Origin of the sequence: Serratia sp. N21D137, from assembly GCF_047530005.1 — a bacterium.
Lineage (GTDB): Bacteria > Pseudomonadota > Gammaproteobacteria > Enterobacterales > Enterobacteriaceae > Chania > Chania fonticola_B.
This window is the reverse complement of the sequence record NZ_JBLJAJ010000043.1, coordinates 1-16,186: the sequence shown is the minus strand read 5'-3', so window position 1 is coordinate 16,186 and position 16,186 is coordinate 1. Positions and strand designations below refer to the sequence as shown.

The 16,186-nt window shown below is 53.6% G+C and carries 11 protein-coding genes and 1 pseudogene; 2 read left to right on the top strand and 10 right to left on the bottom strand.

Annotation, left to right across the window (positions count from 1 at the left end):
• Position 1 precedes the first annotated feature (1 nt).
• Positions 2-781: a thiazole synthase gene (locus ACMV5H_RS23130; RefSeq protein ID WP_414822568.1), complete on the top strand. Its 780-nt coding sequence runs from the start codon at positions 2-4 to the stop codon at positions 779-781.
• The gene (thiH, locus tag ACMV5H_RS23125) at positions 781-1,944 is read left to right on the top strand and encodes a 2-iminoacetate synthase ThiH (protein WP_115160438.1); all 1,164 of its coding nucleotides are present in this window, start codon (positions 781-783) and stop codon (positions 1,942-1,944) included. Before ACMV5H_RS23130 ends, thiH begins: the two co-directional genes overlap by 1 nt.
• 178 nt (positions 1,945-2,122) lie before the next feature.
• On the opposite strand, the gene shiA is transcribed toward thiH, so the two are convergent.
• The 10 genes and pseudogenes from shiA to tuf form a co-directional block, all read right to left on the bottom strand.
• The gene (gene shiA, locus ACMV5H_RS23120; protein WP_414822567.1) at positions 2,123-3,469 is read right to left on the bottom strand and encodes a shikimate transporter; all 1,347 of its coding nucleotides are present in this window, start codon (positions 3,467-3,469) and stop codon (positions 2,123-2,125) included.
• A gap of 109 nt (positions 3,470-3,578) precedes the next feature.
• Positions 3,579-7,802 (bottom strand): DNA-directed RNA polymerase subunit beta', encoded by a 4,224-nt coding sequence (gene rpoC / locus ACMV5H_RS23115; protein ID WP_021808068.1) that lies wholly within the window; start codon positions 7,800-7,802, stop codon positions 3,579-3,581.
• 118 nt (positions 7,803-7,920) lie between these two features.
• Positions 7,921-11,949, bottom strand: a complete 4,029-nt coding sequence (gene rpoB / locus ACMV5H_RS23110) for a DNA-directed RNA polymerase subunit beta (RefSeq protein ID WP_021182159.1) — start codon at positions 11,947-11,949, stop codon at positions 7,921-7,923.
• Between the two features lie 332 nt (positions 11,950-12,281).
• Entirely contained in the window at positions 12,282-12,647 is a 366-nt protein-coding gene (gene rplL, locus ACMV5H_RS23105) for a 50S ribosomal protein L7/L12 (RefSeq protein ID WP_021182158.1), read from the bottom strand.
• Positions 12,648-12,712: 65 nt separating this feature from the next.
• A complete protein-coding gene (rplJ, locus tag ACMV5H_RS23100) occupies positions 12,713-13,210 on the bottom strand; it encodes a 50S ribosomal protein L10 (RefSeq protein ID WP_021182157.1) in 498 nt (165 codons plus the stop codon).
• A 331-nt stretch (positions 13,211-13,541) separates the two neighbouring features.
• Positions 13,542-14,246, bottom strand: a complete 705-nt coding sequence (rplA, locus tag ACMV5H_RS23095; protein WP_021182156.1) for a 50S ribosomal protein L1 — start codon at positions 14,244-14,246, stop codon at positions 13,542-13,544.
• Positions 14,247-14,249: 3 nt separating this feature from the next.
• Positions 14,250-14,678, bottom strand: coding sequence for a 50S ribosomal protein L11 (gene rplK / locus ACMV5H_RS23090; RefSeq protein ID WP_021182155.1), 429 nt, complete (start codon positions 14,676-14,678; stop codon positions 14,250-14,252).
• A gap of 157 nt (positions 14,679-14,835) precedes the next feature.
• The gene (gene nusG / locus ACMV5H_RS23085; protein WP_021182154.1) at positions 14,836-15,381 is read right to left on the bottom strand and encodes a transcription termination/antitermination protein NusG; all 546 of its coding nucleotides are present in this window, start codon (positions 15,379-15,381) and stop codon (positions 14,836-14,838) included.
• Between the two features lies 1 nt (position 15,382).
• Positions 15,383-15,766, bottom strand: a complete 384-nt coding sequence (secE, locus tag ACMV5H_RS23080; protein ID WP_021182153.1) for a preprotein translocase subunit SecE — start codon at positions 15,764-15,766, stop codon at positions 15,383-15,385.
• Between the two features lie 256 nt (positions 15,767-16,022).
• Positions 16,023-16,186 (bottom strand): annotated as a pseudogene (gene tuf, locus ACMV5H_RS23075) (elongation factor Tu); the annotation flags it as partial.

Sequence of the window (16,186 nt, the reverse complement as noted above, 5' to 3'; positions counted from 1 at the left end):
CATGCTGCAAATCGCCGATACCACCTTTACCTCACGCCTGTTTACCGGCACGGGGAAATTCGCCACGCCCGAGTTAATGCTGGCTGCGCTACAAGCCTCCGGCTCACAACTGGTCACTATGGCGATGAAACGCGTCGACCTGCGCGGCGGGAATGACGCCATTCTGGCACCGCTACAACGGTTGGGCATGAAATTACTCCCCAACACTTCAGGGGCAAAAACGGCAGATGAGGCGGTGTTTGCCGCCCGCCTGGCGCGTGAAGCTCTGGGGACTCACTGGGTCAAACTGGAAATTCACCCAGAGGTGAAGTACCTGCTGCCAGATCCGATCGAAACGCTCAAGGCGGCGGAAACCCTGGTCAAACAGGGCTTTGTGGTGCTGCCTTACTGCGGTGCCGATCCGGTACTGTGTAAGCGGCTGGAAGAAGCGGGTTGTGCCGCCGTGATGCCACTCGGCGCGCCGATCGGTTCCAACCGTGGCTTACTGACCTGTGATTTCCTTGAGATCATTATTGAACAGGCCCAAGTGCCGGTAGTCATTGATGCCGGGATCGGTGCCCCAAGCCATGCGTTAGAAGCGATAGAACTGGGAGCCGATGCGGTACTGGTCAATACCGCCATCGCCGTGGCGCGGGATCCGGTGCAAATGGCCCAGGCTTTCCGCCTGGCACTGGAGGCCGGAGAGTTAGCACGCAACTCGGGACTAGGCCGCCGCCAGTCTATCGCCACCGCATCCAGTCCGCTGACGGCGTTTCTCAGCCATTCAGAGGAGACTCGCTGATGGCCAGTGATTTTAGCGAGCGCCTGCTCGGGTGGGATTGGGATGACCTGACGCTGCGCATTAACAGCAAAACGGCGCGTGACGTTGAGCAGGCACTCAATAGCCCCAAGCTGACGCGGGAGGATTTTATGGCGCTTATCTCCCCTGCTGCTGCCCCCTATCTGGAGCCCCTGGCGCAACGAGCACAGCAGCTCACCCGCCAGCGTTTCGGTAACGTGGTGAGTTTTTATGTGCCGTTATATCTTTCTAACCTGTGTGCCAACGATTGTACCTACTGCGGTTTTTCGATGAGTAACCACCTCAAGCGCAAAACGCTGGATGCGGCAGAGATCGAACGGGAATGCGCGGCCATCAAGGCGCTAGGGTTTGAGCACCTGCTGCTGGTGACCGGAGAACATCAGCGCAAAGTCGGCATGGATTACTTCCGCCAGCATCTGCCCGCCATTCGCCGCCATTTCAGTTCGCTGATGATGGAGGTACAACCTCTGGCACAACAAGACTACGCTGAGCTGAAAACCCTTGGGCTGGACGGTGTGTTGGTCTATCAGGAAACCTATCATCCCGCGACTTATCGGCAGCACCATCTGCGTGGCCAGAAACAGGATTTTCATTGGCGACTGAGTACACCGGATCGTCTGGGGCGCGCCGGGATCGACAAGATCGGGCTAGGGGCGTTAATCGGGCTTTCCAGCAGTTGGCGCACGGACTGCTATCTGCTGGCAGAGCATCTGTTTTACCTGCAACAGACTTACTGGCAGAGCCGTTACTCGATCTCGTTCCCTCGCCTGCGGCCCTGTGCCGGTGGTATTGAACCGGCCTCGATCATGAGTGAACCGCAACTGGTACAGTTGATCTGTGCTTTCCGGTTATTCGCTCCTGACGTGGAGCTTTCATTATCTACACGAGAGTCGGCCTTCTTCCGCGACCATATGATCCCGGTAGCCATCAACAGCGTCAGTGCCGGTTCCAAAACCCAGCCGGGTGGTTATGCCGACGATGTGCCGCCAGAGCTGGAACAGTTCGAACCGCACGACAGCCGAACGCCGCAGCAGGTGGCACAGGCAATCGGTGCCGCTGGGCTACAGCCGGTGTGGAAAGATTGGGATGATTATCTGGGACGCGCTACGCAACTGCCTGCAACGGTTACACCATCAAGCCAATAGGTCTGGAAACACTGCGCAAAGCCGCCAAGGCAAGCTGGCAGGGAAAAATGGCCTGGTTATAGTGGCGGTGTTGGCAGGCGTTTCTAAGCCAACCAAGGTTATCTCCCCCTCTTGATAACCTTGCTTACCAAACGCCGGAGCGTGCGGGGACTGGCCGCACGCTTCCGGTTCCTTTGTTTTATTCGGCCGCCTGAGGTTTCATACGCAGACCTACAATGGCCGAAAGCAAACATCCCAGCGCCAGATAGGCGGCAACCAGATGCCAGGAGCCGTCCATCAACTCCACCAGCAACACGGCAATAAACGGCGTGAAGCCCCCGCCGACCACGCTTGCGACCTGATAACCCACTCCAGCACCGCTATAACGGTATGCAGTGCCGAACAGTTCGGTAAACATCGGCTGCTGCACGCTAACCAGCATGTCGTGTGCCATATTTCCCAGCATGATGGCAAAGAAGATAATCATCACCGTGTTACGGCTCTCGAGCGCCATGAAAAACGGGACCGTGCTGGCAACACCAATCAATGCTCCCGTCACGTAGATCCGCCGTCTGCCAAAGCTATCGGCCAAATAGGCAAAGCAAGGGATCGAGACACAGCTCACCGCTCCCACCAACAAGCCGATATTCAGGAACAGATCCCGTGACAGGCCAAGATGGGTGGTCGAGTAGTTCATGGCAAAGGCCGTGACGATATACATCGTCAGCAGCTCGCCAAAGCGTAGGGCAATGATCAACAAGAAGGCTTTGGGATTCTGGCGCAGCGCCTCAAAGATTGGGAACTTGCGGATTTTCTCGGCCCGTTCGTGCAGCGTTTTATTGGCTTCAAACTCCTGCGACTCGTCCATGCCGTTACGGATCCACCAGGCAATGGCGACCAGCACCAGGCTGAACAGGAACGGCAAACGCCAGCCCCAGCTAATAAAGTCCGCATTGCTGGTGAAGTGGCTGACGAGGGAAACCGAGCCGGTAGCCAACAGCAACCCGACGCCAAAACCAATCTGTACGCCGCTGCTGTAAAAGGCTTTTCGCTTCTTCGGCGCGCTTTCCACCGCCAGCAAGGCGGCACCGCCCCATTCGCCCCCCACGGCAAACCCTTGCACCGCTCGTAGCAGTACCAGCATGACCGGGGCCCACCAGCCGACTGAATCGAAAGAGGGCAACAGGCCAATCAACGCCGTAGAGATCCCCATCATCCAGACGGTGATCATCAGCATGCGCTTACGGCCCAGCTTATCGCCAAAGTGCCCGAATACCATGCCACCTAGCGGGCGGAACAGAAAACCGACGCCAAAGGTGCCAAAGGCGGCCAGCGTGCCCATCGTTGGGCTGACCTGCGGGAAAAACTCGGTGTTAAAGACTAAAGCGGCAACTATTCCGTACAGTAGGAAGTCGTACCAATCGACTACGGCGCCAACAAAGCTTCCCCAGGCGGCACGCCGCGCCCGGCTTTGAGAGTACTGGATTGGTGAGGTTATTTCGCTGTTGGCAGCGCGGCTGCCACTGACTGAAGTTGAGGTGTCCATGCCTGTTCCGTTATTTTAACTTTACAGCACTGTACAACAAAAAGCCCCGGCTAGGATAGCCAGGGCTTTAGTCATTCACTGCAAAACGTACAGTCAGGGATCAGGTGACTTATTCGTCACTGCCACCCAGGTTGCCAGCGTTGAGCAATTCGGCCAGGTTGGCTGTCGCTTCTTCCGCGCTAACCAGCGGAACAACCGGAGTTTCACCCAGAGCCTTACGGCGCATACGATCCTGATGATAAGCGTAACCGGTACCGGCTGGGATCAGACGGCCCACGATCACGTTCTCTTTCAGGCCGCGCAGTTCATCACGCTTACCGGCAACAGCCGCTTCGGTGAGAACGCGCGTCGTTTCCTGGAACGATGCAGCAGAGATGAAGGACTCGGTCGCCAAGGAAGCCTTGGTGATACCCAGCAGATCGCGTGAGAAGGTTGCTTCGATCTTGCCTTCAGCAGCAAGTTTACGGTTAGCAATCTTGACGCGTGATACTTCAGCCTGTTCGCCTTCCAGGAACTCGGTGCTACCAGCGCTAACGATGGTCCCTTTACGCAGCATCTGACGAACGATAACTTCGATGTGTTTATCGTTAATCTTAACGCCTTGCAGACGGTAAACTTCCTGCACTTCGTTGGTGATGTAGCGGGTAACCGCATGCACACCACGCAGACGCAGAATGTCATGTGGAGATTCTGGGCCGTCAGAAACAACGTCACCACGTTCCACAATTTCACCTTCGAACACGTTGAGCTGACGCCATTTAGGGATCATCTCTTCGTAAGCATCGCTACCGTCCAGTGGAGAGATTACCAGGCGACGTTTGCCTTTGGTCTCTTTACCGAACGAGATAATCCCGCTGATTTCAGCCAGGATTGCCGGCTCTTTCGGACGACGTGCTTCGAACAGATCCGCAACGCGTGGCAGACCACCGGTAATATCCTTGGTACCGCCGGATTCCTGAGGAATACGCGCCAGGGTATCACCCGCACCGATCTGAATGCCGTCTTCCAGCTGCACAATCGCTTTACCCGGCAGGAAGTATTGAGCAGGCATATCAGTACCTGGGATCAATACGTCGTCGCCTTTGGCATCAACGATTTTCAGTGCCGGACGCAGGTCTTTACCGCTACCGGTACGTTCTGCGCTGTCCAGTACCACCAGAGAAGACAAACCGGTCAGTTCGTCGGTCTGGCGGGTAATGGTCTGGCCGTCAACCATATCGGCGAAGCGAATGAAACCGCTCACCTCGGTCACAACCGGCATGGTGTGTGGATCCCAGTTAGCAACGGTTTCGCCGCCGTTAACTTCTGCACCATCACCTTTGCCCATTACGGCACCGTAAGGCACTTTGTAGCTTTCTTTGGTACGGCCGAATTCGTCGATCAGCTTCAGTTCGGTATTACGCGAGGTAATGACCAGCTTGCCTGAGGCGTTCATAACGAACTTCACGTTGCTCAGCTTCAGGTTACCTTTGTTCTTCACCTGGATGCTGGATTCTGCTGCCGCACGAGATGCCGCACCACCGATGTGGAACGTACGCATCGTCAGCTGTGTACCCGGCTCACCGATGGACTGGGCCGCGATAACGCCGATAGCTTCACCTTTGTTGATGATGTGGCCACGTGCCAGGTCGCGACCATAGCAGTTGGCGCACACACCAAAGTCGGTTTCACAGCTAACTACGGAACGGACTTTAACGCTGTCGACAGAGTTCTCTTCCAACAGGTCACAGGTCTTCTCGTTCAGCAGGGTGTTGCGTGGCACCAGGATGTCTGCCGTACCCGGCTTGATGACATCTTCAGCGGTCACACGACCCAGAACGCGTTCACGCAGTGGCTCTTTAACGTCACCACCTTCGATAACCGGAGTCATCATGATGCCGTTGTGAGTACCACAGTCATCTTCGGTCACTACCAGGTCCTGCGCCACGTCAACCAGACGACGGGTCAGATAACCGGAGTTTGCCGTTTTCAGTGCGGTATCCGCCAAGCCTTTACGAGCACCGTGCGTGGAGATGAAGTACTGGAGTACGTTCAGACCTTCACGGAAGTTCGCTGTGATTGGCGTTTCGATGATGGAGCCATCTGGCTTGGCCATCAGGCCACGCATACCCGCCAACTGACGGATCTGAGCGGCAGAACCACGAGCACCGGAGTCGGCCATCATAAAGATGCTGTTGAAGGAAACTTGTTGTTCCACCACGCCGTCACGGTTAACCACGTCTTCAACCGACAGGTTTTCCATCATCGCTTTAGCAACACGTTCGTTCGCCGCAGCCCAGATATCGATCACTTTGTTGTAGCGTTCGCCCGCGGTAACCAGACCAGACTGGAACTGCTCCTGGATCTCGGCAACTTCGGTTTCCGCTTCTTCGATGATCTCTGCTTTCTTGGCTGGGATAACCATGTCATCGATACCTACGGATGCGCCTGAACGGGCAGCGTAAGCAAAACCGGTGTACATGATCTGGTCGGCGAAGATGACGGTCGGCTTCAGGCCCAGGATGCGGTAACAGGTGTTCAGCATCTTGGAGATCGCTTTCTTGCCCAGAGGCTGGTTCACGATCGAGTAAGGCAGACCTTGCGGTACGATCATCCACAGGATGGCGCGACCGATGGTGGTATCAATAATCGAAGTCTGGTGAACAGATTCACCTTCGGTATTCTTGATCTCTTCTGTAATACGCACTTTTACGCGTGCATGCAGAGAGGCCAGACCGGCGCGGTAAACGCGTTCAGCTTCTTTAGGACCCGTCAGAACCATGCCTTCGCCTTTGGCGTTAACACAGTCACGAGTCATGTAGTACAGACCCAATACAACGTCCTGAGAAGGAACGATGATTGGCTCGCCGTTCGCTGGTGACAGGATGTTGTTGGTAGACATCATCAACGCACGCGCTTCCAGCTGGGCTTCCAGCGTCAACGGTACGTGAACAGCCATCTGGTCACCATCGAAGTCGGCGTTGTAGGCCGCACAAACCAGCGGGTGCAGCTGGATCGCTTTACCTTCGATCAGAACCGGTTCAAACGCCTGGATACCCAAACGGTGCAGGGTTGGTGCACGGTTCAGCAGTACCGGGTGTTCGCGGATCACTTCGTCCAGGATATCCCAAACGACAGCTTCTTCGCGCTCAACCATTTTCTTGGCGGCTTTGATCGTTGTGGCCAGGCCACGCAGTTCCAGCTTGCCGTAGATGAACGGTTTGAACAGCTCCAGTGCCATTTTCTTCGGCAGACCGCACTGATGCAGACGCAGGTATGGACCTACGGTGATAACAGAACGACCAGAGTAGTCAACACGTTTACCCAACAGGTTCTGACGGAAACGACCCTGCTTACCTTTGATCATGTCGGCCAAAGATTTCAGAGGACGCTTGTTGGAACCGGTGATAGCACGACCGCGACGGCCGTTATCCAGCAGGGCATCTACCGCTTCTTGCAGCATACGCTTTTCGTTGCGCACGATGATGTCAGGCGCAGCCAGATCCAGCAGGCGTTTCAGACGGTTGTTACGGTTGATCACGCGGCGGTACAGATCGTTCAGATCTGAAGTCGCGAAACGGCCACCATCCAGTGGAACCAATGGACGCAGATCTGGCGGCAGTACCGGCAGCACGGTCAGGATCATCCACTCTGGCTTGTTACCAGATTGCACGAACGCTTCCAGCAGCTTGATACGCTTGGTCAGCTTCTTACGCTTGGTTTCGGAGTTGGTTTCGTTCAGCTCTTCACGCAACTGCTCACACTCGGCTTCCAGATCCATGTTTTTCAACAGGGCCTGAATAGCTTCCGCACCCATCTTGGCGTCGAATTCGTCACCAAACTCTTCCAGCGCATCCAGATACTGCTCTTCAGTCAGGATCTGACGACGCTCGAGGTTGGTCATACCGCCTTCTACTACCACGTAGGATTCGAAGTACAGTACACGTTCGATGTCACGCAGCGGCATATCCAGCAGCAAACCGATGCGCGAAGGCAGCGATTTCAGGAACCAGATGTGCGCAGTTGGGGAAGCCAGTTCGATGTGGCCCATACGCTCACGGCGTACTTTGGTCTGGGTCACTTCAACGCCGCACTTCTCACAGATCACGCCGCGGTGTTTCAAGCGCTTGTACTTACCGCACAGGCACTCGTAATCTTTTACCGGCCCAAAGATACGGGCGCAGAAAAGGCCGTCACGCTCAGGTTTGAACGTACGGTAGTTAATGGTTTCCGGCTTTTTAACTTCACCGAACGACCATGAACGGATCATGTCTGGCGATGCCAGAGCAATCTTGATCGCATCAAACTCTTCGGTCTTAGTTTGCGCTTTCAGAAACTTTAATAAGTCTTTCACGGATTGGCTCCTGTCGGAGTTAAACCTGTTGGGAGCACGCTGACAAATCGTGCGCCCGTGTGACCTGAACAACCACCCTCTGGCTCCCTAAGGTCGGGAGCCAGAGCTGGAATAGCGATTAGTCGCCTTCCAGTTCGATGTTGATACCCAGCGAGCGGATTTCTTTCAACAGTACGTTGAAGGACTCCGGCATGCCTGGTTCCATACGGTGATCGCCATCCACGATGTTTTTGTACATCTTGGTACGGCCGTTGACGTCATCCGACTTAACGGTAAGCATTTCCTGCAAGGTGTAAGCTGCGCCGTATGCTTCCAGCGCCCACACTTCCATCTCACCAAAGCGCTGACCACCGAATTGCGCCTTACCACCCAGCGGCTGCTGAGTAACCAAGCTGTAAGAACCGGTAGAACGCGCGTGCATCTTATCGTCAACCAAGTGGTTCAGTTTCAGCATGTACATATAGCCGACGGTTACCTGGCGCTCGAACTGCTCGCCGGTACGGCCATCAAACAGCGTAATCTGACCTGAAGTCGGGATACCGCCCATTTCCAGCAGTTGCTTGATTTCTGACTCTTTCGCACCATCGAAGACTGGGGTTGCGATCGGCATACCTTTTTTCAGGTTCTCTGCCAGACGCAAGACTTCGTCGTCGGTGAAGGTGTTCAGGTCAACTTTCTGGCAAACGCCGTCACCCAGATCGTAAGCCTTCTGGATGAATTCACGCAGCTTGGCCACTTCCTGGTGCTGCTTGAGCATTTGGTTGATCTTCTCACCAATGCCTTTCGCCGCCATACCCAGGTGAGTTTCCAGGATCTGACCGATGTTCATACGCGATGGAACGCCCAGCGGGTTCAGAACGATGTCAACCGGCGTACCGTTTTCATCGTAAGGCATATCTTCGATCGGGTTGATCTTGGAGATAACACCCTTGTTACCGTGGCGGCCTGCCATCTTGTCACCCGGTTGGATCTGACGCTTAACGGCCAGATACACCTTGACGATTTTCAGCACGCCTGGTGCCAGATCGTCGCCTTGGGTGATCTTACGACGTTTGGCATCCAGCTTCTTCTCGAAGTCGGATTTCAGTTCGTCGTACTGCTCTGCCAGCTGTTCCAGCTGGTTTTGCTTGTCTTCGTCGGTCAGGCCCAGTTCCAACCAGCGATCGCGTGGCAGTTTGCTCAGCTTCTCGGCTTCGATACCACCAGAAACCAGTACCGCATGGATACGAGCGAACAGGCCAGCTTCCAGGATCTGCAGTTCTTCAGTCAGGTCTTTCTTCGCCTGCTTCAGCTGCATCTCTTCGATTTCCAACGCACGTTTGTCTTTGTCCACGCCATCGCGGGTAAAGACCTGCACGTCGATAACCGTACCGGAAACGCCGTTTGGTACGCGCAGAGAAGAGTCTTTAACGTCAGACGCTTTCTCACCGAAGATCGCACGCAGCAGCTTCTCTTCTGGCGTCAGCTGGGTTTCACCTTTCGGCGTTACCTTACCAACCAGAATGTCGCCACCGGTCACTTCTGCACCGATATACACGATACCGGATTCATCCAGCTTGGAGAGCGCTGCTTCACCCACGTTAGGGATGTCAGCAGTGATCTCTTCCGGCCCCAGTTTGGTGTCGCGAGACACGCAAGCCAGTTCCTGGATGTGGATGGTGGTGAAGCGATCTTCCTGTACTACACGTTCGGAGACCAAGATGGAGTCTTCGAAGTTGTAGCCGTTCCAAGGCATGAACGCGACGCGCATGTTCTGACCCAATGCCAGTTCACCCAGGTCTGTAGACGGGCCATCTGCCAGCACGTCGCCGCGCTCGATTGGCTCACCCAGATTCACACAAGGCATCTGGTTGATACAGGTGTTCTGGTTAGAACGGGTGTACTTGGTCAGGTTATAAATATCGATACCTGCTTCGCCCGGGTACATCTCGTCTTCGTTAACTTTGATAACGATACGGGAAGCATCCACGTACTGGATCACACCACCACGTTTGGCAACGGCAGTAACACCGGAGTCAACCGCTACGGCACGTTCCATACCGGTACCTACCAGCGGCTTGTCAGCACGCAGGGTTGGCACCGCTTGACGTTGCATGTTCGCACCCATCAATGCACGGTTGGCGTCATCGTGTTCCAGGAATGGGATCAGTGAAGCACCAACAGAAACAACCTGCTGGGTTGATACGTCCATATAGTCAACCTGGTCGCGGCTAAACAGGCTTGATTCGCCTTTGCTACGACAGGTAACCAGGTCTTCTTCAAAGCGGCCTTCTTCGTCCAGGTTGGAGTTCGCCTGAGCGATAACGAAGTTGCCTTCTTCAATAGCAGACAGATAGTTGATTTCATCGGTCACCACGCCGTCACGCACGCGGCGGTACGGGGTTTCCAGGAAGCCATACTCGTTGGTCTGTGCGTACACGGACAAGGAGTTGATCAGACCGATGTTTGGACCTTCCGGCGTTTCGATTGGGCACACGCGACCGTAGTGAGTCGGGTGTACGTCTCGAACTTCAAAGCCGGCACGTTCACGGGTCAGACCGCCTGGGCCCAATGCAGAGATACGACGTTTGTGCGTGATCTCGGACAACGGGTTGTTCTGGTCCATAAACTGGGACAGCTGGCTTGAACCGAAGAACTCTTTCACCGCCGCCGAAATTGGCTTGGCGTTGATCATGTCCTGAGGCATCAGGGTATCCAGATCGCCCAGGGACAGACGTTCTTTCACCGCACGCTCAACACGTACCAGACCGACACGGAACTGGTTCTCGGCCATTTCGCCAACGGAACGGATACGACGGTTGCCCAAGTGGTCGATATCGTCCACTTCGCCTTTACCGTTACGGATATCGATGAGCTTCTTCATCACTTCGATGATGTCGTCTTTGCTCAGGATGCCCGAACCTTCGATCTCGTCACGCAGCAGAGAACGGTTGAACTTCATCCGGCCAACCGCAGACAGATCGTAGCGGTCTTCAGAGAAGAACAGGTTCTCGAACAGGCTTTCCGCCGCTTCACGCGTTGGTGGCTCACCAGGGCGCATCATGCGGTAGATTTCTACCAGAGCGCTCAGACGATCGCTGGTTGGGTCGACACGTACGGTTTCAGAGATGTACGCACCGTGGTCCAGATCGTTGGTGAACAGCGTTTCGATACGCTTGTGGCCTGACTGACTCAGCTTGGCCAACAGATCCAGTGACAGCTCCATGTTGGCTGCACAGATCAATTCGCCGGTATTGGTATCGATATAGTCCTTCGCGACCACTTTGCCCGCGATGTACTCAACCGGTACTTCAATGCTGCGAATTTCGTCTTTTTCGAGCTGACGGATATGACGAGCGGTGATACGGCGCGCTTTCTCAACGTAGATCTTACCGTTGGCTTCGATATCGAAGGACGCAGTTTCACCACGCAGACGCTCTGGAACCAGCTCCATCTGCAGCTTGTTATCACGGATCTCGAAAACAATTTTCTCAAAGAACAGGTCAAGGATCTGCTCAGTGGTGTAGCTCAGCGCGCGCAGAATAATGGTCGCAGGCAGTTTGCGGCGACGGTCGATACGCACGAACAGGTTGTCTTTCGGGTCAAACTCGAAATCCAGCCATGAGCCACGGTAAGGGATGATACGTGCGTTATACAGCACTTTGCCCGAGGAGTGGGTTTTGCCCTTATCGCTGTCGAAGAACACACCAGGACTACGATGCAGCTGGGATACGATAACCCTCTCAGTACCGTTAATGACAAAGGTACCGTTTTCGGTCATGAGCGGAATTTCGCCCATATAGACTTCTTGTTCCTTGATGTCTTTGACCGTACCTTCTGGTGCTTCACGTTCGTAGATGACCAGGCGCAGTTTTACGCGCAGCGGTGCAGAGTACGTCACACCACGGATCTGGCACTCTTTAACGTCAAACACCGGCTCACCAAGACGGTAGCTAACGTATTGCAGCTCCGAATTGCCACTGTAGCTCTGGATCGGGAAAACAGAACGGAATGCGGCTTCTAAGCCGTATTGCCCTTCTGGATCTTGCTCGATAAATTTCTGGAACGAGTCAAGCTGGATAGAAAGGAGATAAGGTATGTCCAAAACTTGTGGACGCTTACCAAAATCCTTACGAATACGTTTCTTCTCGGTATAGGAGTAAACCATAGGGTTCCTCAGCTCGCTGGAAAGTCGAACCTATTGTCCGTCCGGGTAGGGGACGGTTCATGCAACACCGTTTTGTTGACCGGAAAGCGAGAACACTTTCCGCAATACTCGTTTCTATCACGCTTAAATCATTTCATTGCCGTGGCGGCAGATTCGGCTGCGGCGCAGAGGGCAGTATATTAAGTCGTCGATAGAAAGAAATATTGGGGTTAGCCAGTAGTCAAACAGTGTGAAACTCTACTGACGCCCTACAGCGCAAAAAGGCTGGTGACCAAAAAGTCACCAGCCATCAGTCTGTTAGTTAAAACAGACTGCACTCCAAAAGCAGTGGCTTATTTAACTTCAACTTCAGCGCCAGCTTCTTCCAGAGCTTTTTTCAGTGCTTCAGCGTCGTCTTTGCTGATGCCTTCTTTCAGTGCTGCTGGTGCAGACTCAACCAGGTCTTTAGCTTCTTTCAGACCCAGGCCAGTTGCGCCACGTACTGCTTTGATTACTGCAACTTTGTTCGCGCCGATACCTTTCAGTACAACGTCGAATTCAGTTTTTTCTTCAGCAGCTTCAACAGCAGCAGCAGGACCTGCAGCTACAGCAGCAGCAGAAACACCGAACTTCTCTTCCATAGCGGCGATCAGTTCAACGATTTCCATTACAGACAGGGCTGCAACGCCTTCGATAATTTGGTCTTTAGTGATAGACATAACAAAAGTTCCTAAAATTCAGAAATAGTTTAAATACGTAAGCAAAGGCTAAGAAAGAGAGAGGCTTATGCCGCTTCTTTCTGATCGCGTACTGCAGCCAGAGTGCGAACCAATTTGCCGGCAGCGGCTTCTTTCATGGTTGCCATCAGGCGTGCGATTGCTTCATCGTAAGTAGGCAGCGTTGCCAAGCGGTCGATTTGTGCCGCAGGGATCAGCTCACCTTCAAAGGCCGCAGCTTTAACCTCAAATTTTGCATTCGCTTTCGCGAACTCTTTGAACAGACGAGCAGCAGCGCCCGGGTGTTCAGTAGAGAATGCAATCAAGGTAGGACCGACAAACGTGTCTTTCAGGCATTCGAACGCAGTGCCTTCAACTACGCGACGCATCAAGGTGTTGCGAACAACACGCATGTAAACGCCAGCTTCACGACCTGCTTTACGCAGTTCAGTCATTTTATCAACGGTAACGCCACGAGAATCCGCAACTACCGCAGACAGCGCGCCTTTGGCTACTTCGTTGACTTCAGCAACAATCGCTTGTTTGTCTTGAAGATTTAATGCCATTAGCTTTTTGCTCCTGGATTTAGCCGGGGAAAATCCCCGGAACTCACTTCACTCAACAGTTTGTGCGAACACGCGCCGTTGAGCGGCTTAACACGGTGAGCAGAATCCAGCAAAGACCATTCTTTTTAAAAAAGAAAAAATTTCTTTAGGCTCTGTCACCGTCTACGCAGGAAGGATTAAGTGCCTTACGGCACACCTGCGGTCTTGGACGGAGGCCTGGATAGGCCAGGCTCCAACCGAAAAATCTGTTGTTCCGCACGTAGCAGAACCTTGGGGGATAAGATTCTAGATGAATCCCACCCCCAAGTCAAAGCGATTAATCACCAGGTGATTAGTTCGCTACAGCACTCAGACCGCTTTGATCGATAGCAACGCCAGCACCCATGGTGGTGGAGAGGCTAACTTTCTTGATGTACATGCCTTTTGCCTGAGATGGTTTGGCTTTTTTCAGCGCAACCAGCAGAGACTCCAGGTTTTCCTTCAGCTTGTCTGTGTCGAAATCAACCTTACCGATAGTGGTATGGATGATACCGTTTTTGTCGTTACGATAACGAACCTGACCTGCTTTAGCGTTCTTCACAGCTTCTGCAACGTTAGGAGTAACGGTACCCACTTTCGGGTTAGGCATCAGACCACGTGGACCCAGAACCTGGCCCAGTTGACCTACAACGCGCATTGCATCCGGGGAAGCAATAACCACGTCGAAGTTCATCTCGCCTTTCTTGATCAGGTCAGCCAGATCTTCCATACCTACCAGCTCTGCGCCTGCAGCTTTAGCAGCTTCAGCGTTAGGGCCCTGGGCAAATACGGCAACGCGAACGCTGCGACCGGTGCCGTGTGGCAGAACGGTAGCACCACGTACGTTTTGGTCTGATTTACGAGCGTCGATGCCGAGGTTAACGGCAACGTCAACGCTTTCTACGAATTTAGCGGTGGCCAGCTCTTTCAGCAGAGCAACAGCTTCGAGGATGTCATACTGTTTAGTAGCATCAACTTTGTCACGGATCACGCGCATGCGCTTGGTCAGCTTAGCCATTTCTTAATCCTCCACTACCAGGCCCATGGAACGAGCAGTACCTTCGATGGAGCGAATCATCGCTGCAACGTCAGAACCAGTCATGTCCGCAGCTTTGGTTTCTGCGATTTCACGAACCTGTGCACTAGTCACTTTGCCAACTTTATCTTTGTTCGGCTTGCCGGAACCAGATTTAATACCAGCCGCTTTCTTCAGCAGAACTGCTGCTGGCGGGGTTTTGGTAACGAAAGTGAAGGAGCGATCAGAATAAACTGTAATAACAACCGGGATCGGCAGGCCTTTCTCAACGCTGTCAGTTTTAGCGTTGAATGCCTTACAGAATTCCATGATGTTAACACCTTGCTGACCCAGAGCTGGACCAACTGGTGGACTTGGGTTAGCCATACCGGCTGCAACTTGCAGCTTAACGTAGGCTTGTACTTTCTTGGCCATTGAAATTTCCTCGTTTGGGTAATATCGCCTCCTGAGAGGCTCCCCGTGTTTTATCTCGCTGCAAGAGCAAGACATCTAAAAACAAAAGGCGCGAAATTATAGTTCAATTTCGCGCCTCTGACAAGCCACAAATCCGCTCGCCTTGCTGATTATTTGATCAGCCTTTTTCTACCTGGCTAAAGTCCAGTTCCACCGGCGTTGCACGGCCAAAGATGGAGACAGACACTTTCAGGCGGCTCTTCTCGTAGTCCACTTCTTCAACGACGCCGTTAAAGTCAGCAAATGGACCATCGTTGACGCGCACCAGTTCACCCGGCTCGAACATCGTTTTCGGACGTGGCTTATCACCAGCCTGCTGCAGGCGGTTCATAATCGCGTCCACTTCTTTATCGCTGATCGGTGCAGGACGATCGGAAGTTCCACCGATGAAGCCCATAACACGAGGAACACTGCGCACCAAGTGCCAGCTGGCGTCATTCATCACCATCTGAACCAGTACATAGCCAGGGAAGAATTTACGCTCACTCTTACGACGCAGACCACCACGGATCTCCACCACTTCTTCGGTGGGAACCATGACTTCGCCGAACAGCTCTTCCATATCGTGCAGTTTGATATGTTCACGCAGCGATTGCGCTACGCGACCTTCAAAACCGGAAAACGCCTGAACGACGTACCAGCGTTTTTTTGGGGCTTCAGACATTTTAGAACCTCAGGCCAGTAATAAACGATACCAGACGGACCAATATACCATCCAGGCCCCACAGAATCAGTGACATCACGGCGGTTACCGCGGCAACGATCAACGTGGTGTGTAACGTTTCCTGACGAGTTGGCCAGATCACTTTACGTACTTCAGTACGCGCTTCGCGCGCAAACGCAACGGTGGCTTTGCCTTTAGTGGTCATCAATGCCACTGCACCAGCAACGGCAATAACCACGACAACGGCCAACGCACGCAGCGGCAGGCTGAAATCACGGTAGTAATAGTTACCGACGATAGCCACAACCAACAGAACGGCGACGATTGACCACTTGGCCGCTTCAAGGCCGCGCCCGCTCCCTTGAGCCTCGGTATTCGCACTCATAAACCAACCTGTCACTAATGATTCGAACAAACAACTTTGCCTCGCAATGCGAGGCAAACCAAACCGAACAGATGCCGCTTGGCAGCATCCCGGTGTTTTACGCCATGACGTATTTCAGTCAATACCGTTTAAGAGCCCATCTCACCAATGATTATGACTGCAAAATCGCTGATGAGATAGGTTCTAGTTCACAGCGTAGAAAAAGGGCATCAAATGATGCCCTTTTATCGCATGTCGCGTCAAATATTATCCGCGATTAAGCGATAACTTTGGCAACAACACCAGCGCCAACGGTACGGCCGCCTTCACGGATTGCGAAACGCAAGCCTTGGTCCATAGCGATTGGGTGGATCAGGGTAACAACCATGTTCACGTTATCGCCTGGCATTACCATCTCTACGCCTTCTGGCAGTTCGATGG